This window comes from Hyphomonas sp. FCG-A18 (genome assembly GCF_045287255.1).
Lineage (GTDB): Bacteria > Pseudomonadota > Alphaproteobacteria > Caulobacterales > Hyphomonadaceae > Henriciella.
The window spans coordinates 335,339-355,881 of the sequence record NZ_CP137142.1 but is presented as its reverse complement, the minus strand read 5'-3'; the positions used below and the strand labels follow the sequence as shown (position 1 = coordinate 355,881).

Below are 20,543 nucleotides of genomic sequence, written 5' to 3'. Positions count from 1 at the left end.
TGTGAGTGCCAGCTTTCAGATTAATCTGAAAGCGGCTTGGCGGCTTGGTCTGGCATTTTTTCTTCGCGGGACCGGAATTTTTGTTGCGACAGGTAAATCCCTAAAAGAATAAGAGCAGCCCCACCAGCCTGCAGAGCCGTTAGGGTTTCTCCAAACAATTGCCAGGAGATCGAAGCCGCAACAATTGGCTGCACAAGGAGTAAAACGCCAGCAATCGCGGCTGGTGTGTGGCCCAATCCGGTAATGATCAGCCCCTGCCCACCAACCTGAACTGCAATCGCCAGAAAAAGCGGCGCGGCAAAACCCATTAGCGTTGCGGGCAGAAAGCTTTCCCGAAAACCAATAACCATGAGAGCGGCGACACCGACCTCAACCAAAGTCAGCCAGAAAACGGCATCCAATCCACCAAGTCTATTCCGCGCGACCTTGGAAGCGACCATATATCCAGAAACCAGAACAGCAGCAGCCAGTGCCAGCATGTCTCCACGAATATCGGTCTGACCACCCGCATTCCCGCCAAGCGATAAAGCTGCAGCACCAATGATCGCGACCAAGACCGCACACCCCCAAATCAGCGTTGGCCGTTCGCGCAGGAAAATCCAAGCCATCAGCCCGACACAAACATTGCCAAGCCCCACAATAAACGTCGCATTCGCAACCGTCGTATATGTCAGGGACCAGTGCCAAAGGCCGATATCCAAAGCGAAACAAACACCAGCAATAACGATATATGGATTTGGGCGAGCCGGGAGGCGGCGATTAACCCCAACCGCCAGCACAAACAGGATGGGCAGCGCAAACAAGTAGCGCCAAAAAGCAATCGCCTGTGGCCCTAATTCCTCAAGCCCAAGGCGAAGGCCGATCGGGGCGAAGCCAATACAGATGCCGCCGCCCAACACCATGAGCGGGCCGAACCAGACAGGCATGCTGCTGGGCGCACTGGTTTTATTGCCTGTCATTGAAGTCCAATCATGGCCCAGATATCGTCCGGTGTCTTACCGTCCTGCCGCAGCTCTGCAAGCGAAATGCTGCCATGCGATTTTGATAGCCGTTTGCCGTCTGGCCCCATCAATAAGGCATGGTGATGGTAAATCGGCTGCGGCCAGTCCATTAGAACCTGCAACAAGATCTGGATATGCGGGGCATCGGCCAAGTCCTGACCGCGGATGATATGCGTCATACCCTGCAGGGCATCATCATGGGTTGCGGCGATGTGATAGGCGCTCGGGCTATCCTTGCGGGCAATAACAATATCACCATGCAAGCCAGGATCGGCGCGCCGGGTTTCAAGACCTGCCTCTGTCTCAAGCTGGAAAGAGAGCTCATGATAGGCCGCACCCAAAGCCGCCTGACAGGCCGCAAGCGACAAGCGCCAGGCAAAAACCTCTCCTGCGTCCAGTCGTGCTTGCTCCTCGGCAAGCGACAAAGGGGCGCTGGTAAACACTTGCCCCGCCGGCGTTTGCGCAGCGATCTCGGCCCTTGTCCGGAAACAGCGATAGGCCAAGCCGCGCGCTTCTAAAGCCTCAACCACGCTGGCATAATCGGCAAAGTGTTCTGATTGCACCCGGACAGGCTCAGGCCACTCGAAGCCAAGCCAACGCAGATCCTCGTAAATTGCGTCTGTGAACTCCGGGCGACACCGCGTGGTGTCGATATCCTCAATGCGTAGCAAAACCTCGCCCCCTGCCCGCGCAGCCGCTTCCCAGACGGCGCGCGCGGATGCAGCATGGCCAAGATGCAGCAGCCCGGTCGGTGAAGGGGCAAAACGGGTCCGAAACTTGCTCAGGGAAACACTCCACACTTACGAGATACAGCTCAATGTCCCCGCATACCGCCATTTTTGATTGCGCCAAACCCTGCCGCTGGTTTATCGAATGGCAGCATAGAAGATAAGCTTGAAACCATGCCTGACCTGACCCTGCTCAACCAGATTGCCGATTGGTGCGCGACCTTTATTCAGGCGCATCCGGCTTTGTCTGTATTTGGCCTGATTGCCATGGCTATTTTGATGCTTGTTGCGGTGTTGAAATGTTTGGGATGGCTACTGAGCGGAGCCCGCGTCTCCGCCCGCGCCCTGAAGCGTCGCAAGCGCCAGGATGCTCATGGCTTCGGGATTGTCCTGTCACAGCTCTCTGGCCCTGCTGGTGGCCGCGAAACCAAGGCAATGCGCACCATTCTGGATACGCATCTGAGCGGCTTCACCTTTGGCGCGCCATATGATGTGAGCACGACGAAACCCATCTCGGCCAAGGGTCGCGTGGGCCTGCGTGATCTCGCCAGTCGTCGGCTCGATTCCGTCTCTGGTGATCTGATCTCCTGGGGCCGTACACGGCGCAGAGATTACAGCGTGATCGACCTGATGACCCGCGATATTGATCCGGAAACCGGCTATGGGCGAACCATCGCGATCGAGCTGCCCGAGCGGCTCGATACGCTGGACGAAGTTAGCCAGCGCGCGGTGGCTTACCTGTTTGCCCGCATCATTCAGCCCGGCCTTGCCGAGGCCACCGGGTTCCGGCCTGAAAAAATCAAACCGATCGCCCTGATGCTACAGGCCGCTCTGGACCAGGCCGACACATTTCCGGCTGAGACAGCGCAAATCCTTGAAGAAGATTATTGCGCCATGGCCTTGCATGTCGGCGATGTCGAGGATCTGGAACGTGTCGTAGCGCTGCGCCGCGCGCGCCTGATGTCAGATGACAGCCTCGATCGCCGCACACAGGTCACCTCACGCATTGATCTTGGCCGCGCCCTGCTCAGCCTGTCTGAGCGCAAGTTTGACCCGACCCGCATCCGCGAGGCGATGGATCACCTCAAACAGGCGGTTGATCTGTTGCGGGAACATCCAGCCATTCGCCTTGCCACGGCGACTTCTGATGCTGTGCGTCAGGGTGAGAAAATGCTCGCCTCACGCCGCAAGTTCTCTGTAACCGGTGGCAGCGCCATTTAAGGCTGTCGGCGTCTCGACGCACCTCCCCTGACCGCCTACATGGCATAGTATGAGCCACATCTATCCTATTGCCACCTCTGCGAAAGCCGCTTTGTCCGAAACGGCAAAGATTGCGCGCACGCGTTATGAGGCCGAAGCGCTGGCCGAGGGACAGGCAATCGCAGCGCTGGAAACCGAATGGCTCACCCCGGCGACAGATGATCTTTCTGAAATCCTCGAACAAGTCACCGCCAGCCCGGCCCATGGCTTTGTTCAAAATTATGAGGATGCGCAGGGCAATACGGTTCTGGCGATCACCTATTGGAAGGTCACCAAGGCAAAGAAGGCAAAACCCAAGCCGCCGCCAAAACCAGACCCGGACAGTGATCACACAGATGATCTCTATTTCCGCTCTGGCCGCAACAAGAAGCCCAAGAAACGCAAATATGTTGACCCGAACCAGCTCGATATGTTCGGAGAAAAAGAGAGCTAAGCGCTAAGCAGGCTTAAAGGTCAGGGCGACACCATTATTGCAATAACGAAGACCTGTTGGCCGTGGCCCATCTTCAAACACATGACCATGATGGCCACCACAGCGCGCGCAGTGATATTCTGTGCGGGTCATCCACAGCTTATTGTCTTCCTTAAAGCCCAGCGTGCCGGGGCGATAGTCCCAGAAGCTCGGCCAACCGGTGCCGCTGTCATACTTCGTATTGCTATCAAAAATGGCGAGATCACAGCCCGCACAATGGAAAACGCCTTCGCGCTTTTCATCGTTCAGCGGTGAGGTGAAAGCCCGCTCTGTCGCCTCCTCGCGCAGCACGCGGTAGGCGAGCGGTGACAAACGCTCTTTCCACTGCGCCTCAGTCAGATCTCGCCATTCGCTATCTGCGAAAGCCGCCGAGGCCGTGTCGCTGATAATCTGCCCGGATGCTCCATTACGGGTACAAGCGGCAAGAAAGGCCGCTGGCGCAGCCAGGAGCAGGCCGCGGCGAGACATGGAAAAGCGTTTTGTATCAGTCATGTCCAATCAAATAGAACGAAGGCCTTAGCAGGTCCAATCACGGGCACGGCCATAACAATCACATCCGCGTCAGTTCAGGTCTCGCATCGCACCCGATTCCCGCCTAAAGGAAGGCGGTTAACTTTAAATCCCTTAAGACATGACGAGGCCGCTATGGATGACGCTTCCACAACTCACCTGACTGAAACCGCACGCGAGAAACTGCGCCAGACCATTGCGCGGATAGAGCGGCTGGAAGCGGAAAAAAAGGAAGTCGCCGACCAGATCAAGGATGTCTATGCCGAAGCGAAAGCCATGGGTTATGACACCAAGGCGCTGCGCACCTGCGTCCGCCTGCGCAAGCAGGACCGTCAGGAGCGCGAAGAGCAGGAAGCCATTCTCGACGTCTACCTGATGGCGCTCGGCGAAATCTAGGGCGCGATGACCTCTCAGGCCGCCCTTTACACCATCCTGAGCGCGCATCAGGTGCTCGAGCGCCTTGCCCCGTTTGATGGCAAATGGGTTGGTTCAGCCGCGCTCGATGTGCATTTGCCAGACTCCGACATTGATATTTGTTGCTCGGCCAAGGGCGATCTTGATGGCTTCGCCGCCGCGCTGAAAGACGCGTTCGGGAAACAGCCAAACTTCAAGCTGGAGCGCAAACCCTATCGCGGCCAGCCCTCTTGCTTTGCAAGCTTTGATCTATCAGGACAAAGCGTTGAGGTCTGGGGCCGGGATCATCCGATTGAAGAGCATGAATTCTATCGCTTCTTTATCGTGGAGGAGCGCCTGCTGCGCTTTGGCGGCGATGATTTACGCACTGCGGTTCGGGAGCTGAAGGAAGATGGCCTCTCCACCGAAGAAGCCTTTGCAGAGGCGCTGGAGCTTGATGGTGATCCGGAAGCTGCCCTGCTCGCGCTCTATGACGTAGACGCGATGACGCTCCTGCAGTTGCTTTAAAGCCCGGCGCAGCCTTAATATAGCGCTATGGGCCGGGAAGTTGACGAGCGCAAAAAACGCAAAGCCTTGCGCAAACTTCGCAAGGCTGCGGCGCTTGCCGAACAAGGCCTTGGGCCACCGCTCTCCGATTGGGAACGCGAATTCCTCGAAGAGGTTGAAGCGCGCGTTGAGAAATATGGCTCGGCTTTTCATGATCTTGAAAAAGGCGGCGCGGACGAACCGCTTTCAGCCCTGCAAAACCTGAAACTGCGCGAGATTGACAAGAAAGCCCGCGGCAAAGGCAAATCCGGCTTCAAAACCCGCAAGACACTAGGGCAGAAAAAGAAACCGGCTTTCAAACCCAATGTCCGCCAAATTGATGAGGATATTGAGCCACCTGCTCCACCGCCCCGCAAGCCGGACAAGCCCAAACTGGTCAAAGCCTCAGAGCTTCTCCCTAAACCTGATACGCCGCCACGTGCGCCTGCGAAGCCCCGTGAACGGCCCGTCTTCCATGTCATCAAGGGTGGTGCAGATGAAGATTAAACCGTTTCGTATTCCTGTACGTATATAAAACAAAATCATTCAGTCAGGACTTTCATGAAAACCGTTGTCATCACAGGCGCCTCCACCGGGATTGGCCGATCCGCTGCCGAATATCTCGCCGCAAAAGGTTGGTGCGTTTTTGCCGGGGTCCGCAAGGAAGCTGATGGCGTCCCCCTTAAAGCCGCGCACGCGAACATCATTCCGCTCCTGCTTGATGTCACGAAGCAGGATCAGGTGGACGCCGCCGTTGAAACCGTCTCAGCGGCTCTGGACGGTCGCAAGCTCGATGGCCTCGTGAACAATGCCGGCATCGCCCTGATGGGGCCTTTGGCGCTGCAACCGCTGGATGAGTTTGAAGCCCACTTTCAGGTCAACACGTTTGGCCTCCTGCGCGCGACGCAGGCTTTCGCCCCCCTGCTCGGCATGGATGAAAGCCGCAGCGGTCCGTCCGGACGTATCATCAATATTACCAGCGTCGGTGGTCGGCTCGCCTCGCCTTTCCTTGGCGCCTATACCGCGACCAAACATGCGGTCGAGAGCATGACAGACAGCTTGCGTCGGGAGCTGGTCATTTACGGTATTGACGCCATCGCAATTGGCCCGGGTTCGGTCAAAACCCCAATCTGGGACAAGGCCGAGGATAAGAATGCCGACACGCCTTACGCCAATACGGCCTGGGCGGCACCGATTGCAAAATTCAGCGAGACCATGCTGGCCGGTGGCCGCGATGGACTGGACCCGGAAGCTATTTCTAAGGTCATCGAGACGGCCCTGACCGCCAGAAAACCCAAAGCCCGCTATTCCCCCGTCCCAGACAAGCTCACCAATTTCACCCTGCCCATGCTGCTCCCTAAACGGGTGATTGATGGCTTCTTCTGGAAGAAATTCGGGATGAAGCGAAACCTCTAACCTCGCTTAAGCAGCCTGCATACCCGCCTAAAAGTCGTTCAATTCCTGACTACGCGCAAGCCGTGGGGCTTGCCAGTCCAGACGTGCGAGCCAATCAATATCCTGCCCAGTAACCGTGCGGATGCGGACAGCCACCGGTAAAGGCGGAATCTCATATTGAGGATGGCCACTATCATCAAACGGACCAAAATCAGGCGCTGTGTCAGGCGGCCATGTCCCGTACCAATTATTATCCAGGCCAAGATATGAGAAGGTGGCCAGTTCGGAAAAGGTCTGTAACTCAATCTCCCCTTCTGGACCAGAATAGATCAGACGGGATGGATTACCCTCCAATCTGAAGGTCACGCGATGCAGGCCGCTCACGCCGCCTGTGAGATTGCTCGTGGACATACCGCGCAAGAGTTCAGGACTCGCTGCGAACTCAATATCTGCTTCCTCTTCAGGCCATGTTGGCACCAGGCCAGAAACGACAGTCTTGAAACTGGATCGGCGAATCAGCTCTTGGCCAGAGCGCAAAGAAGCATTCTCAATACGCGACGTGAGAGCCGCCTGCGATAACACAGTCTGAAACAAAATCAGTGACGTTAGCGATAGGATCGCAAGGGCAACCAGCATTTCCAGGATGCTGAAACCGGCTGAGGGGCGGTGCGTCACGCTGTTGTAAACCTCGAAACTGTTGGCGTTTTATCTAGCCAGTCCTGCAAATCCAGACCAGTCAGCTCTGCGGTTCTTTGCATGTCTTCGGTATACAAAGTTTGCAAATAGTCGAAATCTTCTTGCAGCGAGGCGATTGGGCTCAATGTTCCGGGTTGAACATTTTCAGAGACAGGTGTGAGCTTTACAGGATTACACCCAAGCCACATCTGAAGCTCTTGCAAACGCGGATGGCTCGCTGAAATCTGATCATTCCGCATGATGAAGACCTGATCCCTACTAAACTGAGCGAGCAGGCGTTCCAGCTGATCGGCATAGAAACCGCGCTCCACATAGGAATAGATCGGGTGTACGCCATATGGCGCCTGTGTAACGCGAGTGCGTCCATCCCGAATCGCTTCGGCAAAAGGAAGGGTTTCACGCTTGCGGCGGTATTCCATCGACCAGGCAGAGTAAGCCCGCAAGACAGGGTGGCGCAGACTGATAATCAGCTTGAGGTCAGGATTGTGCTGTTTGAGTAGGTCCAGAGCAAAAGGCCAGTAGAGATAGACAGGCGTTGCATCACCTTTGAGTTGTCCCGGCTGGCAATCGGTAAAATGTCGATCGAGATGAGACGGATCACGTGGCTTTGGCCCGTCTGGAGCTATGGGACGACGGAAGAAATGAGTTTCCTTACCATCCGGCAGGAAGACAGACGGGTTCTGCGTCAGGTAAAGGCCAAGCGCGGTGGTCCCCGCTTTCTGCACACCAATAATCGCGAAATCTAATTGGGTCTCTGGGCGCTCCAGCATGCATGCCTCCGGTTCACAATCCGGTATAGAAGCCCGGCCCCAAAAAGAAAGGGCGGCCCAAAGGCCGCCCTTCCGTAAAGTATAACTGACTTAGGTTTAGAAGTGACCTTGGTCGTCATTGTTTGGTGTGCGTGTTGTTGAGTTAAGCGCACCAGAACCGTCCAGGTTAGCACCGTCACCAAACGGTACAACAGTTGCTGAAGATGGACCAGCAAGCAGTCTGTCAACATCAATGTCTGTTGTTGTTGCAAAGACAAAAGTGATGTCAGCAGTACCGAACTGTCCAGCTACAGCTTCGAGAGCTGCGCTGTTCCAGCGAATTTCACTACCCTGAACAGATGAACCAAGGATGGTTGTCTGGTAAGTACCGTTGAATGCAGCTCCGTTACGAGAGTTCTCAACGATGATCTGAACAGGCACATCTTCAGTAGCGCTCAGACCTGTGACCCGGAAGATTGTATTCACAGCCTTGGTTGAGTCAGAGACCCAGTCGAACGAACCAAAGACCTGACCTTCAAGCTTCAGGTCTTCCACGTCTGCAGTCACAAACGCATCTGTATCCTGCAGAGTTGCAGCTGTCAGATCAATGGTTGCACCTGTTACAGAAACAACTTGAGGCGGAATTGCAGGAACTGTTGGACCCGCAGCCGTTACATTCAGGAAGAAGTCTGCAGATTCAGCAGCGGCTGATGCTGCCGCTGTACCTGACAGGACTAGAGAGTTTGCAGTTGGCGCTGTTGCTGCAACACTCGGGAAGAGAGTACCCGCAATGTTTGCAATCTCACCACCTTCACCGCCACCATCAAAGTTAGCGTCATCTTCGAAGTTGATCGTTGCATCATATCCAGTGACCATAGTCGGCGCAGCTGGTGTACCGATAAGGTCAACGTTTACGCCTGTATCAACAGCCAGACGGAACTGACCTAGACGTGCACGTGGTGCAGTGTCAGGCCCGGCAGCAACAAAGTTGCTGAAGTTAGATGCCAGGCTCAACAGAGATGTTGTACCAGCGAATGCTGGTGTCGTTGTTGTGACGGAGTCGTCAACAACGCTTGCGGCAAACGCATCGGCACACTGAATCGCAGGGATGTTAACGCGAGCCATTGGAGGACCAGTTACGACCTCAGAAAGAGACGCTGTACCACCTTCGATTGGTGTAGAAGCAGTTTCTGTCTGAAACTCAGTGACGTTGAAGTTCACGTTGCCACAGCCAGTCATTGTGATCGGCAGAGCGAGTTTAACAGCATCTTTGCCTGTAACAGTAGAAGAGTCAGCTGTGTCAGTTGTGATCAGGTAACGCACTGAAGTCGCGCCATCTGTACCGCCAGCGTTAACAACAGCACCAGTTACACCAGCGTCAAATTCAGAACCATCAAGGTTCCCGTCGATAGTAGCACCTGTAAGTGAAATTGACAGGAAGATGTTTTGACCAGGAGGGATAACGCCTTCTGTCAGAACTTCCAGACCAACAACGCCTGCGCCACCAGCACCAGCGTTAAGGGCTGTAAAGTCAACCTCGTCAGCCAGCTCGTAGGTGGATGGGCCGTTGACAGTTGAGTTAGCTGCACCGGCTGGTGTGGATGGGCTAAGCTCAAGCGCCAGCTGCGCGCTTGCTGCTCCCGCCACGAGGGCAGCGACTGAAGCTGCTGCCATAAATTTCTTAAGCATGAAAAATCCCCTTCAGAGGTTCTACTGTTTAACTATGGTTCGCAGAGACGATATCGACCTACGAGTAAGTGCATTAGAGATATCATCTCCATAGCAAGCGTACTTAAAGTTTCCTTTTTTCACCCTGTCAAGCGCCACGCAGAAAAGTTCGGGGTCTGGATGAGAAATTCACATAAGAGAGCAAAAAGTGTTACATTTTCGCCGCGGTTTGACCGTTGACATGTGTAATACGAACAGCCGAGTCCTTCGCTCAGCCATCAGCTGGAAACAGCTCGCTGACCCCCAGAACTGTCTGTGTAATTATGTGCTGTCGCCCAGTCGAGTTCTGCAGTCTGAGCGTCAAAGTGAACAGCTGACTTGTATGTCGCGAAGACACGCCAAGCCCCCATCGGGCGCGCTGTACTGGGCCAGCAGGAACCGAATCCCACGCAAGAGTCCAGCCCGCACCAATGGTCAGGCGCCCCTGTGGAATAATGGCCGGATTAATAAGGCTGGCATAATCCTGCGCAACTGTGCGAGCAATGGTGACCTGTGACTGGTGCTCCAACCGCGCAGCTCCAGCGCCAAGCTGGGACTGAAAACTGAGCAGAGGGATAAGCGCCATGGACAAAACGGCCATTGCAGCGATGACTTCCAATACAGAGAAGCCAGATTGAGATGATGTTCTATGGACGTCAGCTGCACCTGCAAACGACATGACCAGCCCGCTTACTCGCCCGAATCAACGAGTTCAGCCAGTTCGGTGGTTTCAGGCGTATCTGTTGGCATACCACCCTGCGCATCTTCTGTACTCTCGACCACATCTTCCTCAACAGGTGGTGTCGGCTCTGCCAAAGCGAGCGGCTGTTCGAGCAAGCTATCAATCTCGCTAAAGTCAAGATTGTCATAGTTCAGACCATAGCCAGGCAATTCAGCCGGGTCCTGGTCACGCCGAGGGCGCAACAGGGTCTGCATATTCTCCGACGAAAGCGTTGAGTTCTGCAACTCCTCCATCAGTTGATTGACGAGCATCGCCTTATCTTCTCCGTCATTGAGAATATAGGCCGTAATCAGAACTAATAACTCGGTCTTCTCTTGAGAAATAGAATTATTCCGGAAGAGATTGCCCGCAATCGGGATATCCTTCAGAAGCGGCACGCCGCGCTCTGCATCTGTAGACGTGGTTTGCATCAAACCACCAAGAACGACCGTCTCCCCATCCTGAATAGAGAGCTGGGTCTGTAGGTTACGATTTGAAATCGTCGGACTGGCAATCTGTGAGCCAGCATCAGGAATAACCGTTGAGACTTCCTGCGAAATCGTCAGGTCCACACGGTTATCGCTGAATACGATGGGCTCAATTGAAAGCAGAACACCTGTTTTACGGTACTCAACTGACTGCAGGACATCCGTGACACCATCGCCATCTTGGGCACCCGCCGCACGCTGCGATGTAATGACCGGCACATCTGTACCAACCTGCAATTGAGCTGCGCTTCCCGAACGCGCAACAAGCTTTGGCCGCGACAGGACATTAACCTGATTATTTCGCGCAAAGGCGTTCAACGCGATTTCGACATTGCCGGATAGGATACCAATAGCCAAGCCATCGGAACCCGCCAGATTGGAGGTGCCACCAGAAATGGTCACATCATCATTACCGATGGAATCAATAAAGAACTCAAATCCATAGCGCGTCTCATCTGTCAGGCTGACCTCTGCAATCATCACAGAAATCAAAACCTCGCCAGGCGGGCGGTCAAGCTGCTGTAAAAGCGGAAGAAGCCGCTCATAGTCAGCCGCGGTACCAGAAAAAATCAGACGATTAGAGATCGGATCAACGACAACACCGCCAGCCGAGTTGCCGAAACCACCTGACTGAGGAGGAATACCAGCAGAACCAGATAAACCTGCCTGTGTTGCTCCAGCAGGGGTGCCGTAAGGATCCCCCCCGCCACCAGATAGAACACGATTGACTGTTTCTGATAGCAGAGTGGCATCAACATTCTGAACCGCATAGACAAAAAGCTGCGGCACATCACCGGTTTTAGCCGGGCGATCAAGCTGGTTCAGCCAGAACCGTGTACGCGCAAGGGCAGCAGGGCTTTTGGAAAAAACAAACAGATCATTGGTGAACTCGACAGGGATCGCCACAACTGTTCGCTGAACACTCGGGTTTGATGAAGCCTGCCAGCCTTCAACCGCCAACATGGAAGATAGTTGCGAGGCCAAATCGCCCGCAATAACGTATTTAGGTGAATAGCGAACAAGGTCTGTCCCAGCATAGGCAAGCTCATCCATCTGCTCGATAATACTGATGGCAGCCTCAACATCCTGAGGCAACCCTGTCAGGACGAGAACATTGATCCGCTGATTAGGCTCAATCTTCAATCGTTTCGCGTCCGGGAAAGCCTGCCGCAGAATACTGGCCATATCGGCTGCCGACATGGCATCCAGTTCAATGAACATAACCAGAGGGCGCAGCTCACTCGGGGTGTCGGAAACCGCTCGGGAGCGAATAAAGCGCGGCATGCGAGACCGTAGTGTCTCATCCTCAACCAACTTATAGACGCCATCTTCAGGAACGACTGCGACACCATACTCTTTCAAGGCATCTGTGACGAGTTCCAGGAAATCATCTGCAGCAAGATCTCCAGATGTTCGGAGCTTTACGATAACATCTGCGCGTTGAGCGACACCAGGTCCGGTAAAATAAGGCACCTGCAGCATGTTCCCGAAAACTGAATCGATAAAATCGGGCAAAGGCAGCTCACGCACGGAAGCATCAATTATGCTTACAGGTGATTTCGGCGCGGCTTGTGGATCAAACCCACCCTCAAGGTCAGGAATCTGCGCCAGAGTAGGAACATCGAAAGTCTCTTCGGGTGAGTCCGGATTTGATGCGACAGCGCCACCTTCGCCAAGACTAATCGGCCCAGCTTGAGCGTTATCCTTACTTCTTTCCAGTTCAACCACACCATTGTCATTTCCCAGCGGATTGGAATGGCGCAAATCCGTAGAACCGCAGCTTGTAACAATAGTTACAGCAGCCAAACACAACCAAAGACGCTGTCGACGAAGGCAGGCAGATAAACGCATCTTAGAAATCTTTACTAAACTGATTGATCTGACCTTCTGTCACCACTCGGGTAATTGCAAGGACGTTTATGTTAACACTGCACATGCGCCTACAAATTGTCTGGTAAGCGTCCGAGATCACGGTCGAGTCCTGCTCCCCCCGGCTGTTGGTCAGCGCCGAGCGTATAAACAAAAGGCTTTTGTTCAAATCCGGACGCATCACGCAAAGGGGGGCGATAGCTATAGGCATTGCCCCATGGGTCTTCCGGTACGCCATCATCCATATATGGACCATACCACTGATTAGCCGTTTGAGGATCAGCTGGGCGCTCAACCAGTAAAGCAAGCCCCTCATCCAAGGTTGGATAGCGACCAATATCGAGACGCATGGTCTCTAAAGCCGTGGTAAGAGCACGCGCCTGTGTCTCAGCGACAGTCTGTTTTGATTTATCAATCTGATTGAACAATCGCGGCCCTACGAATGCTGCAATCAGCCCCATAATGGCCAGCACAACCAATATCTCCAAAAGAGAGAAACCGTGCTCTGCACTACGCCGCTTGGACTCTTCAATGATGCGCTTTTCCAAGCTGACACTTGCCTCTGTTTCAGCTGCTTGTCTAATTTGGCGATGCTCAACGGTCATGGCGAAATCTCATAAAGGCTCGTCATAGCAAGAACGATACTGATCACGATCGTTCCGACAATCAACGATATTGTTACAATAGCCAGAGGCTCAACGAGAGCCATAAGCTTCTTGGTTCGTTCTTCTGTCTCTCTACTATATATACTAGCCGCAAATAGCAACATTTCAGGAAGCTTGCCGGAAGCACGCCCAGTCCGGATCATATCAAGAGCAACAGCATCAAAATCCTGAACATTTCGAACGATTGCCTGGTCCAGACTGTCACCGGCGCGAACCGACTGTCGCGCCTTCGATAAGCCCGCCTTTAACCGTGGGGCACTCACACCTTTCTCGGCTAATTCCATGGCCGGCAGAATGTTAGCGCCATGCGTTAGGGCCCCACCCAAGGTGCGGCACCAGCGGGCCAGAATCGAAACAGATTGATATTTTTTAATCATCCATAACCGCTCACCAATCGCGGCCATGCCACCCTGCATTTGACGCACGGCCAGAACCGACAAGACAATCACGGCAATAACAATCCCAATCGCAAGCAGCCAGTTTTCCGAGAACCAAAGCGAAAATCCGATAATCGCACGCGACAGAGGTGGAATTGACGCCTCAGACTGCGATAGCAATTCAGCGAACCTCGGAACTACGAATAAAAACATGAGCGAAACAATCGCCGTTCCAGAAAAAACCAGAAAGGATGGATAGGCGAGCGCAGAGCGGACATCACTGGCAATTTTCTGCTCGTAATCAAACTGGTCAGCCGCCTCGATTAGAGCTGGTCCAAGCTGCCCCGTTGTCTCGCCGAGCTCTGCCATCTGGGGCACATAGGCTGGCAATTGTGGAAACTCTTCCTGCAATGACTCAGAAAAGCGCTCACCCGACCGCAACCTTGCCCGCACGCGTGAGGCGCGTTCAGCAAGTTCAGGATGGGCCGCACTTTTGGCCAGGCTATTCATCGCATCGCCCAGCTTCACACCCGCCGAAACCAGAACAGCCAACTGACGGATCATAATCGCTTCGTCTTTTCGTCGGACCGGTCTGAAACGCGCAACGCGGCCACCTTCACGCTTCTTTTGAACGGTCAACGGATGCAAGCCGCGCGACTGTAGTGTGCTGAATGCTGTGGCCGAATCTCTGGCCTCTAATTGCCCTTGTACATCTTCCCCGTCAGCATCAATGGCAGTATATGAGAATTGTGGCATGAGCCTGAACATCCTTTTGGCATTGTTACCAACCAAGTTTAGGCACATACTCAACCCACAACAAGCGAAACAACAATAAGAAACACCGCCATCGAAATGATAAAACAGCGTATTGGGGATCTGCTGGTCAGCCGCGGCCTCGTCGAAGCGAAAGATATTGCTCAGGCTGTCTCAGCTCAGGCTGAAATCGGTGGCTATATTGGCGAAACGCTTATCAAGATCGGAGCGATTTCTGAAGATGATCTTGTTGATGTGCTTGCCGAGCAGATGCAGGTTGAAAAGCTAACAGCTTCAGATCTACCAGAAGATACAGACGATGTTCTGACAGCTCTTGATCAATTGCGGCTGTCATCCCGTTGGCTCAAAGCCGTGGATGCCGCTATCTGGTTTGCGGATAACAAGCATGAGCATGCACAGCTTCGGGTTAGTGTCGCTAGCCTGCACCCTTTAAGTCTTGAATTGCGTGAAGGGGTTGAAGCCGCGCTGCTACAGCTAGACCAACCATGCAAACTTGATTTTCGCATCTGCACGCGCGTCCAGTTGGAACAGCTTCATGCCTTGATCGGCAATGAGCTTAGCCTGGATGACGGCACTGATGATGTCAGCATGCAGCGCCTCAAGGAAATGGCTCAGGAAGCGCCTGTCATCGACTTTGTTAACCGACTATTTGAGGCTTCCCTGAAGCGTAATGCCTCTGATATTCACATTGAGCCCTATGAGCATGCCTTTGAGGTCAGACTGCGCGTTGATGGTATTTTGCAAACCCAATCCACCCATCCGCGAGCAAAGTTCAATGCTATTTCCAGCCGGATCAAACTCTTATCGGGTATGGACATTGCTGAACAACGTCTACCTCAAGATGGTCGCCAGTCGGTTCGCCTTGGTGGTGAAATGCTGGACCTGCGGGTTTCATCCTTGCCGGGCACATGGGGCGAAAGCCTCGTCTTGCGACTGCTGCGTAAAGAAAAGACTTTGCCGAGCCTTGTGGGCTTGGGCCTGGAAGGGCAGCCCGCCCGTGTCATGGAGACCGCACGCAATTACCAGAATGGCGTCATTCTGGTCACCGGCCCAACCGGGTCGGGTAAATCCACAACGCTTTATCGAACGCTCGAAGAGCTGAATGATGGCCTAAAGAAGATCATCACAGTCGAAGACCCTGTCGAGTATGACATGCCCGCCATCACGCAAGTGCAGATTCGAGCGGATATTGGCTATACGTTTGCTCGCGGGTTGCGCGCGATCCTTCGACATGACCCGGACATTGTCATGGTCGGGGAGATTCGCGATGGTGAAACGGCATCGATTGCGGCAAGAGCCGCCTTGACCGGTCACCTTGTTCTTTCAACCCTGCACACCAATTCTGCACTTGGTGCCATTGAACGTTTGCTCGACCTCGGTCTGGAGCCATTCTTGATTGCATCTTCGGTCCGCGCACTCGCAGCCCAGCGTCTGGTCAGACGGTTATGCCCATCATGTTCTGTCCCGGAAGACGGGGAACTTGGTGAGCGCATGCTGCAACAGGTGCGCAATGATGGCGCTGATCTCGGTACAATAGGCACAGAGCCTGCAAACTGGAAAAAAGCTGTAGGCTGTGAGGACTGTAATCATCTTGGCTATGTCGGGCGCCTTGGCCTTTACGAAGCTGCGCTTATCGATCCTGATTTACAGCAAGTGATTGCAACATCGGGTAAAATGTCTGAGATTTCAGCCGCCGCAAGACGCCAAGGCTTCTTAACCTTGCAAGAAGATGGTCTGCTCAAAGCTCGCCGAGGCCTGACATCACTTGATGAAGTCATTCGTGTCGTTGGCAATCGAGAAGTCGAAATGGCAGACTAGCTCTTTGCTATTCTCTGACTTCAGGAAATCGGTTCTAATCGGCAATCAGGCGGGCTGATCGTGTAGGTCCATGTTCGACCACGCGGCGCGCCGATGACCAATTCTCCAGAACTGCACATCCCGGTTTGGCTAAATAAGATTGGCTCCCCAACACTCACTTGCCAGTCTGTTTCGAGATCAAGCAATTCCTGATTATCGGCACCGATAATCAGGTTCTGTCGTGATGCATAGGCTTGCAAGGGCAGGCTGTTAATCTGGTTTCGGATATCGCGTTCTGTTGAACTCATCTGCCAGCGCTCAACCATGCGAACACCTGATTGAGCAACAAGGGTCAGCATCAAACCAAGCAGGAAAAGCGCAACTGTTACCTCCAGTAATGAGAAACCCGCGCTTCTACCTGTCTGTGGCGCGTTAGGCATTGGAGAGCTGGCGTTTCTCAAAATCATGGATGATCTCAGTTAGGCGCTTTGCCATATTCTTGCGATTATACGTCTCACGAATGAATTTGGCACCCTTCTTGGCCGCCGATTTATATTCTTCTTGATGGTCATAAACCCGGCGGACCTTTCGCACCGCATCATCGATATCGATTTCCCAAAGGATATTATCTGGTGTGCTGTATGTGTTGGTAACTGAAGATGCGAACTCGCCAGTAATATCTTCGATCCGTTTTTCATGTACGGCAATCTTCTCAACACCGCTGTTTGGTAAGTACTCCCCCATCGCTGTTGAGTTCGGCGCAATAACCGGCTTTTCACACAAAAGCGCCTCATGCAGGGGCATACACCACCCCTCGCCTCTGGAAAAAGTCAGTATTGCGTCATGTTGGTTGTAAATGCGATTCATCCACTGAATGGATCTATGCCCAGAAAACCCAGATACTCCAATGTTATTTGGCAAGTACCGAAACGAATTGAAAAAATCCGTTATTCGCGTCTTCTCTAGACCAGAGAAGCATTGCAGGTGAAGATGAACAGGTGCGCCATCGGAAAAGGCTCGCTTGAAGACTTTCGGCAATAAGTCGGCGCCTTTTCGATATGAGTATGATCCAACGAAAAGAAAACTGAAATCCTCTGAGCCCTCAGATCGCCACTCATTCTTCGGCTTAAAAGCATCAATATCGACGCCTTGAGGACATGTGTAGACAAGCGGAAAATAGCGATCAAATACGACCTTGTCGAACTCCCCCGGTACGATAATGCCACCGGCGCGTCGCATGAATCTGCGCCACTTTTCCGGAATGTCTCCAAGTGCGTTCTGGGTATAGAATAAACATGGCTTTGTGTACTTAAAGGGTGAGCCGGGGACACCGACCCGAAACACTAGATCCGCTTCTTCTGCCTCCATTTCCGGGATGGTTTTTAGAATATCGATATTCCGAAGATCGTCGGGGTAAGTTTCGTATGTTTCTTGTGGCGTAAAATAGATGTCGAAAGGACTATATTGCCACAAGGATAGAATAATCTCTCTGGTGAGCGCGCCATAGCCGGTTTCGGTTATACGTCTATCCCCATCATCGATGACAACCGTTTTGATATTCATTGCGTCAAAAACTCCATCCACGAACGCACCAGCTTTTCCGCGCTTAGAAACCAGTTACTATCGGTGCAAACAACCACAGACATGACTAATATGCAGGAAGCTGCCATTAAGAGTTGATCATGCGCGTATAGAATTCCAGCGCAGCTTCTATCTCTCCATCAAAAACAGCGCTTCCATTATCCAGCACAATGCCACGCGAGCATAAGCGTTTCATGAGCATGGCATTATGAGTCGCAAGGACCAGACCGCGGCTTTTGTCGACGAGGGAATTCATACGCTCTTCTGTCTTGTCACGGAAGGACACGTCACCAGATCCAATCCACTCATCCAGCAAAAGAATATCCGGCTCAATCATCGTCGAAACCGCGAAGGCCAAACGCAGCATCATACCAGTTGAGTAAATCCCGATCGGCGCATTGATATCATCGCCAAGACCAGAAAACTCCACCACACTTTCAACCCGCTCGCGAATCTCTGTGAGATTAAGCCCCATTTGCAAACCGCGCAGGTAAATATTCTCGATTCCGGTCCCTTCCAGATTCATACCGAGCTGGATATTGAACAGGCCTCTTGCTTCACCGCGCACAGTCAACTCGCCATCCGTTACAGGGTAAACCCCGCCCAGCACCCTTAGCAGCGAGCTTTTTCCAGCCCCATTTGAGCCAATGATGCCAATCCGCTCACCCGGCGCGAGACTGAAGGTCAGGTTCTTCAGAATGGTTCGCCCAGAACGACGGGCGCGCCGGAAATAAACATCCGATAGCAGCCGTCTCGGCATCGTCATCAGTTTGCGTGCTTCGGGTTGATAGTAAGGGACACTCAGGGAGAGGTTCTTGGCGTCGATAAGGTTCTCACTCATGATGCCCTCACTAGACCCAAAGCGGAACGAAACGACTGACGCGTCGGTACAGGATTTCCGCGAACAGAAAACCAAATAGCGTGATGGAAATGACAACGATCCAGTTGATCATGGCAATTGGCTGACCGAGCAATGGTGCGCGCACAAGTTCCAGGAAGTGATAAAATGGATTTAGAATGAGGAAGGCACCAAGCACACCGCCCTGCCCATTCTCAGGAATCCAGATGATCGGGGTGATAAAGAACCCTAACCGCACAATCGCTGTCAGCATTTCAACCAGATCACGATAGCGCGCCCCTAAGGTTCCCAAAACCAGATAGACCCAGACTGCGTTCAGGATAATCAGCCCTAGCCCGATTAGGCTCAAAATAGCCGCAGGTGTCAGTGAAATGCTGAACCAGACAAACACGGCAACCACAACGAGCATTTGATGCAGATAGGTCAGCAAACCCTGGAAGATATCTGAAAACACAATGTCGGTAAGCCGCATCTGCCCCTGTAGCAGTTCAGACCTGCGCCTGACGAACAGTGTCGGCGCCGCATTCAAAATGCCAGAAATGAAAACCCAGGTTATATACCCAACCGAAAGATGCGGGATAAATACCTCAATAGGCTTCTTGTTCACGTAGGAAAACAGATACCCCAAGAACCCGATAAAAACCGCTGGGCTGACCACGAGCCAGAATGGCCCAAGCGAGGTCTTGCGATAAGTCAGACCAAATTTCAGCCAGACCGAATAGGTCCAGTACTGATGGTTCCTAATCGAGGCAATAATGTCGGAAAACATCTTTTCTTACGGCCCCCTATTCTGAAACAGCCTGCAGGCTCAAGACGTCTTCAAATACGCTGGCCATGATCAGACACCTTCAGAAACCATAAACACTCGGTTTCATCTACCGAAGCGGGATGGTTAGAGGAAAGCTGGCAGGAAAGCAATTTGCCAGATGCGCTTGATCTGTAGCACGAGAAGCCTGTGTCTTTACCTGTTTTAACCCGTAAGTTACTAGCAGAATACAGGCTTGCCCCAGTAGCGTCCGGAGACCCAAATGGCCAGTGATCCCAGCATATCCGTGGTCATCGTTTGCTATAAAATGGCGCGTGAAATTGTGCGGACTGTCGAGTCTTTCAATGCACCTTATCAGCAAGGCATACGTCAGGATGAAATTGAAATCCTAGTCATGAATAACAGTGCAACAGACCCTGTTCCGCTTGAGATTCGCAATGCATGGCCAATAAATGTGCGTTATATCGAAGTTCCCAATCCGCCCCCTTCGCCAGCCAGAGCCTTAAACCTCGGGGCGAAAATGGCGCGGGGCCAGATCATTTGCCCTGTCATTGACGGCGCGCGCATGGCCTCCCCGGGTCTGTTGCGATACGGGCGCAAGGCCTTGAAGAACCATGACGGCGCTTTTGTGGCGACTACAGGTTTCCATCTTGGTTCGGAAAGACAACAGATTTCGGTTCTGTCCGGATACAATCAGGAAAAAGAGGATGCCTTACTGGCATCGATAAACTGGCCCAAGCAGGGTTACCGCTTGTTCGAAATCGCGGCGATGGGTGGATCAGCAAAAGCAGCATGGTTTGGCCAGATGTCAGAATCTAATGCCCCTTTGCTGACGCGCGGCTTTTACGAAAAGCTTGGCGGATATGAGGAAGCCTTCGACACGCCGGGTGGCGGCTTAGTGAACCTTGATTTCTTCAAACGCGCTGTCGATGTTGAAACCGTTCCCTATGTTCTCCTGCTTGGCGAGGGGACATTCCATCAATTCCATGGCGGTGTAACGACATCTCGCAATGTCAGAGAAGTCGAAGCCGATGGCCGTACGACTTTTGAACGTTATCAAGAAAAGTATGAGGCGATCCGTGGAGAGCGGTTCAAAACACCTCGTCGTCGGCCCGTGCTGTATGGGGCGCAACGCGGAGAATGGGCCAAGCTTTCGCAAAAGGCGATCAGCGCTCTATTAGAGTGATCA

Annotated in this window: 22 protein-coding genes; 8 read left to right on the top strand and 14 right to left on the bottom strand. The window is 53.1% G+C overall.

Going from position 1 to position 20,543, the window contains the following annotated elements:
- Positions 1 to 20: 20 nt before the first annotated feature.
- Together RYZ27_RS01725 and gluQRS are read right to left on the bottom strand one after the other, a co-directional pair.
- On the bottom strand, positions 21 to 959 hold the full coding sequence (locus tag RYZ27_RS01725) for a DMT family transporter (RefSeq protein WP_406680636.1): 939 nt from the start codon (positions 957 to 959) through the stop codon (positions 21 to 23).
- Complete coding sequence (gluQRS, locus tag RYZ27_RS01720; RefSeq protein ID WP_406680635.1) at positions 956 to 1,801, bottom strand: tRNA glutamyl-Q(34) synthetase GluQRS; 846 nt, start codon at positions 1,799 to 1,801, stop codon at positions 956 to 958. The genes RYZ27_RS01725 and gluQRS overlap by 4 nt, the downstream gene beginning before the upstream one ends.
- Before the next feature lie 39 nt (positions 1,802 to 1,840).
- Here gluQRS and RYZ27_RS01715 point away from each other — a divergent pair, with 39 nt between their 5' ends.
- Both RYZ27_RS01715 and RYZ27_RS01710 read left to right on the top strand, forming a co-directional pair.
- Complete coding sequence (locus RYZ27_RS01715) at positions 1,841 to 2,950, top strand: hypothetical protein (RefSeq protein ID WP_406680634.1); 1,110 nt, start codon at positions 1,841 to 1,843, stop codon at positions 2,948 to 2,950.
- Positions 2,951 to 2,999: 49 nt separating this feature from the next.
- On the top strand, positions 3,000 to 3,422 hold the full coding sequence (locus RYZ27_RS01710) for a hypothetical protein (RefSeq protein WP_406680633.1): 423 nt from the start codon (positions 3,000 to 3,002) through the stop codon (positions 3,420 to 3,422).
- A gap of 3 nt (positions 3,423 to 3,425) precedes the next feature.
- Here the strand turns inward: RYZ27_RS01710 and msrB are convergent, their stop codons facing one another.
- Positions 3,426 to 3,953, bottom strand: coding sequence for a peptide-methionine (R)-S-oxide reductase MsrB (gene msrB / locus RYZ27_RS01705; RefSeq protein ID WP_406680632.1), 528 nt, complete (start codon positions 3,951 to 3,953; stop codon positions 3,426 to 3,428).
- Between the two features lie 153 nt (positions 3,954 to 4,106).
- Here msrB and RYZ27_RS01700 point away from each other — a divergent pair, with 153 nt between their 5' ends.
- Genes RYZ27_RS01700 through RYZ27_RS01685 form a run of 4 tightly spaced genes read left to right on the top strand, consistent with a single transcriptional unit; the run spans position 4,107 to position 6,326 of the window.
- The gene (locus tag RYZ27_RS01700) at positions 4,107 to 4,367 is read left to right on the top strand and encodes a DUF2312 domain-containing protein (protein WP_406680631.1); all 261 of its coding nucleotides are present in this window, start codon (positions 4,107 to 4,109) and stop codon (positions 4,365 to 4,367) included.
- Between the two features lie 6 nt (positions 4,368 to 4,373).
- Positions 4,374 to 4,892, top strand: a complete 519-nt coding sequence (locus RYZ27_RS01695; protein WP_406680630.1) for a DUF4269 domain-containing protein — start codon at positions 4,374 to 4,376, stop codon at positions 4,890 to 4,892.
- 27 nt (positions 4,893 to 4,919) lie between these two features.
- The gene (locus tag RYZ27_RS01690) at positions 4,920 to 5,417 is read left to right on the top strand and encodes a hypothetical protein (RefSeq protein WP_406680629.1); all 498 of its coding nucleotides are present in this window, start codon (positions 4,920 to 4,922) and stop codon (positions 5,415 to 5,417) included.
- 54 nt (positions 5,418 to 5,471) lie between these two features.
- A complete protein-coding gene (locus RYZ27_RS01685; protein WP_406680628.1) occupies positions 5,472 to 6,326 on the top strand; it encodes an SDR family oxidoreductase in 855 nt (284 codons plus the stop codon).
- Between the two features lie 27 nt (positions 6,327 to 6,353).
- Here RYZ27_RS01685 and RYZ27_RS01680 read toward each other — a convergent pair whose 3' ends face one another.
- The 7 genes from RYZ27_RS01680 to RYZ27_RS01650 all read right to left on the bottom strand — a co-directional run bounded on the left by RYZ27_RS01680 (position 6,354) and on the right by RYZ27_RS01650 (position 14,333).
- Entirely contained in the window at positions 6,354 to 6,980 is a 627-nt protein-coding gene (locus tag RYZ27_RS01680) for a type II secretion system protein J (protein WP_406680627.1), read from the bottom strand.
- A complete protein-coding gene (locus RYZ27_RS01675) occupies positions 6,977 to 7,771 on the bottom strand; it encodes a sulfotransferase (protein WP_406680626.1) in 795 nt (264 codons plus the stop codon). Before RYZ27_RS01675 ends, RYZ27_RS01680 begins: the two co-directional genes overlap by 4 nt.
- A 96-nt stretch (positions 7,772 to 7,867) precedes the next feature.
- Positions 7,868 to 9,439: a hypothetical protein gene (locus RYZ27_RS01670; RefSeq protein ID WP_406680625.1), complete on the bottom strand. Its 1,572-nt coding sequence runs from the start codon at positions 9,437 to 9,439 to the stop codon at positions 7,868 to 7,870.
- Positions 9,440 to 9,689: 250 nt separating this feature from the next.
- Entirely contained in the window at positions 9,690 to 10,136 is a 447-nt protein-coding gene (locus tag RYZ27_RS01665; protein WP_406680624.1) for a prepilin-type N-terminal cleavage/methylation domain-containing protein, read from the bottom strand.
- 11 nt (positions 10,137 to 10,147) lie between these two features.
- Positions 10,148 to 12,472: a secretin N-terminal domain-containing protein gene (locus RYZ27_RS01660; RefSeq protein ID WP_406680623.1), complete on the bottom strand. Its 2,325-nt coding sequence runs from the start codon at positions 12,470 to 12,472 to the stop codon at positions 10,148 to 10,150.
- Positions 12,473 to 12,606: 134 nt separating this feature from the next.
- A complete protein-coding gene (gene gspG / locus RYZ27_RS01655) occupies positions 12,607 to 13,140 on the bottom strand; it encodes a type II secretion system major pseudopilin GspG (protein WP_406680622.1) in 534 nt (177 codons plus the stop codon).
- Positions 13,137 to 14,333, bottom strand: a complete 1,197-nt coding sequence (locus RYZ27_RS01650; RefSeq protein ID WP_406680621.1) for a type II secretion system F family protein — start codon at positions 14,331 to 14,333, stop codon at positions 13,137 to 13,139. Before RYZ27_RS01650 ends, gspG begins: the two co-directional genes overlap by 4 nt.
- Before the next feature lie 96 nt (positions 14,334 to 14,429).
- Here RYZ27_RS01650 and RYZ27_RS01645 point away from each other — a divergent pair, with 96 nt between their 5' ends.
- Positions 14,430 to 16,169, top strand: a complete 1,740-nt coding sequence (locus RYZ27_RS01645) for a GspE/PulE family protein (protein ID WP_406680620.1) — start codon at positions 14,430 to 14,432, stop codon at positions 16,167 to 16,169.
- Between the two features lie 20 nt (positions 16,170 to 16,189).
- On the opposite strand, the gene RYZ27_RS01640 is transcribed toward RYZ27_RS01645, so the two are convergent.
- The 4 genes from RYZ27_RS01640 to RYZ27_RS01625 all read right to left on the bottom strand — a co-directional run bounded on the left by RYZ27_RS01640 (position 16,190) and on the right by RYZ27_RS01625 (position 19,357).
- A complete protein-coding gene (locus RYZ27_RS01640; RefSeq protein WP_406680619.1) occupies positions 16,190 to 16,588 on the bottom strand; it encodes a prepilin-type N-terminal cleavage/methylation domain-containing protein in 399 nt (132 codons plus the stop codon).
- Complete coding sequence (locus RYZ27_RS01635; protein WP_406680618.1) at positions 16,581 to 17,711, bottom strand: glycosyltransferase family 4 protein; 1,131 nt, start codon at positions 17,709 to 17,711, stop codon at positions 16,581 to 16,583. The genes RYZ27_RS01640 and RYZ27_RS01635 overlap by 8 nt, the downstream gene beginning before the upstream one ends.
- Positions 17,712 to 17,817: 106 nt before the next feature.
- A complete protein-coding gene (locus RYZ27_RS01630) occupies positions 17,818 to 18,570 on the bottom strand; it encodes an ABC transporter ATP-binding protein (RefSeq protein WP_406680617.1) in 753 nt (250 codons plus the stop codon).
- 10 nt (positions 18,571 to 18,580) lie between these two features.
- On the bottom strand, positions 18,581 to 19,357 hold the full coding sequence (locus RYZ27_RS01625) for an ABC transporter permease (protein ID WP_406680616.1): 777 nt from the start codon (positions 19,355 to 19,357) through the stop codon (positions 18,581 to 18,583).
- Positions 19,358 to 19,616: 259 nt separating this feature from the next.
- Between RYZ27_RS01625 and RYZ27_RS01620 the strand changes: the two genes are divergently transcribed.
- On the top strand, positions 19,617 to 20,540 hold the full coding sequence (locus RYZ27_RS01620; protein WP_406680615.1) for a glycosyltransferase: 924 nt from the start codon (positions 19,617 to 19,619) through the stop codon (positions 20,538 to 20,540).
- Positions 20,541 to 20,543 lie beyond the last annotated feature (3 nt).

Excerpts from the sequence above, each read along its gene's own strand:
- gspG (WP_406680622.1), bottom strand. The coding sequence starts at position 13,140 with ATGACCGTTGAGCATCGCCAAATTAGACAAGCAGCTGAAACAGAGGCA.
- RYZ27_RS01630 (WP_406680617.1), bottom strand. The coding sequence starts at position 18,570 with ATGAGTGAGAACCTTATCGACGCCAAGAACCTCTCCCTGAGTGTCCCT.
- RYZ27_RS01695 (WP_406680630.1), top strand. The coding sequence starts at position 4,374 with ATGACCTCTCAGGCCGCCCTTTACACCATCCTGAGCGCGCATCAGGTG.
- RYZ27_RS01725 (WP_406680636.1), bottom strand. The coding sequence starts at position 959 with ATGACAGGCAATAAAACCAGTGCGCCCAGCAGCATGCCTGTCTGGTTC.
- RYZ27_RS01675 (WP_406680626.1), bottom strand. The coding sequence starts at position 7,771 with ATGCTGGAGCGCCCAGAGACCCAATTAGATTTCGCGATTATTGGTGTG.
- RYZ27_RS01625 (WP_406680616.1), bottom strand. The coding sequence starts at position 19,357 with ATGTTTTCCGACATTATTGCCTCGATTAGGAACCATCAGTACTGGACC.
- RYZ27_RS01640 (WP_406680619.1), bottom strand. The coding sequence starts at position 16,588 with ATGCCTAACGCGCCACAGACAGGTAGAAGCGCGGGTTTCTCATTACTG.
- RYZ27_RS01710 (WP_406680633.1), top strand. The coding sequence starts at position 3,000 with ATGAGCCACATCTATCCTATTGCCACCTCTGCGAAAGCCGCTTTGTCC.
- RYZ27_RS01665 (WP_406680624.1), bottom strand. The coding sequence starts at position 10,136 with ATGTCGTTTGCAGGTGCAGCTGACGTCCATAGAACATCATCTCAATCT.
- RYZ27_RS01620 (WP_406680615.1), top strand. The coding sequence starts at position 19,617 with ATGGCCAGTGATCCCAGCATATCCGTGGTCATCGTTTGCTATAAAATG.
- RYZ27_RS01650 (WP_406680621.1), bottom strand. The coding sequence starts at position 14,333 with ATGCCACAATTCTCATATACTGCCATTGATGCTGACGGGGAAGATGTA.
- RYZ27_RS01645 (WP_406680620.1), top strand. The coding sequence starts at position 14,430 with ATGATAAAACAGCGTATTGGGGATCTGCTGGTCAGCCGCGGCCTCGTC.
- RYZ27_RS01670 (WP_406680625.1), bottom strand. The coding sequence starts at position 9,439 with ATGCTTAAGAAATTTATGGCAGCAGCTTCAGTCGCTGCCCTCGTGGCG.
- msrB (WP_406680632.1), bottom strand. The coding sequence starts at position 3,953 with ATGACTGATACAAAACGCTTTTCCATGTCTCGCCGCGGCCTGCTCCTG.
- RYZ27_RS01700 (WP_406680631.1), top strand. The coding sequence starts at position 4,107 with ATGGATGACGCTTCCACAACTCACCTGACTGAAACCGCACGCGAGAAA.
- RYZ27_RS01635 (WP_406680618.1), bottom strand. The coding sequence starts at position 17,711 with ATGAATATCAAAACGGTTGTCATCGATGATGGGGATAGACGTATAACC.
- RYZ27_RS01685 (WP_406680628.1), top strand. The coding sequence starts at position 5,472 with ATGAAAACCGTTGTCATCACAGGCGCCTCCACCGGGATTGGCCGATCC.
- RYZ27_RS01690 (WP_406680629.1), top strand. The coding sequence starts at position 4,920 with ATGGGCCGGGAAGTTGACGAGCGCAAAAAACGCAAAGCCTTGCGCAAA.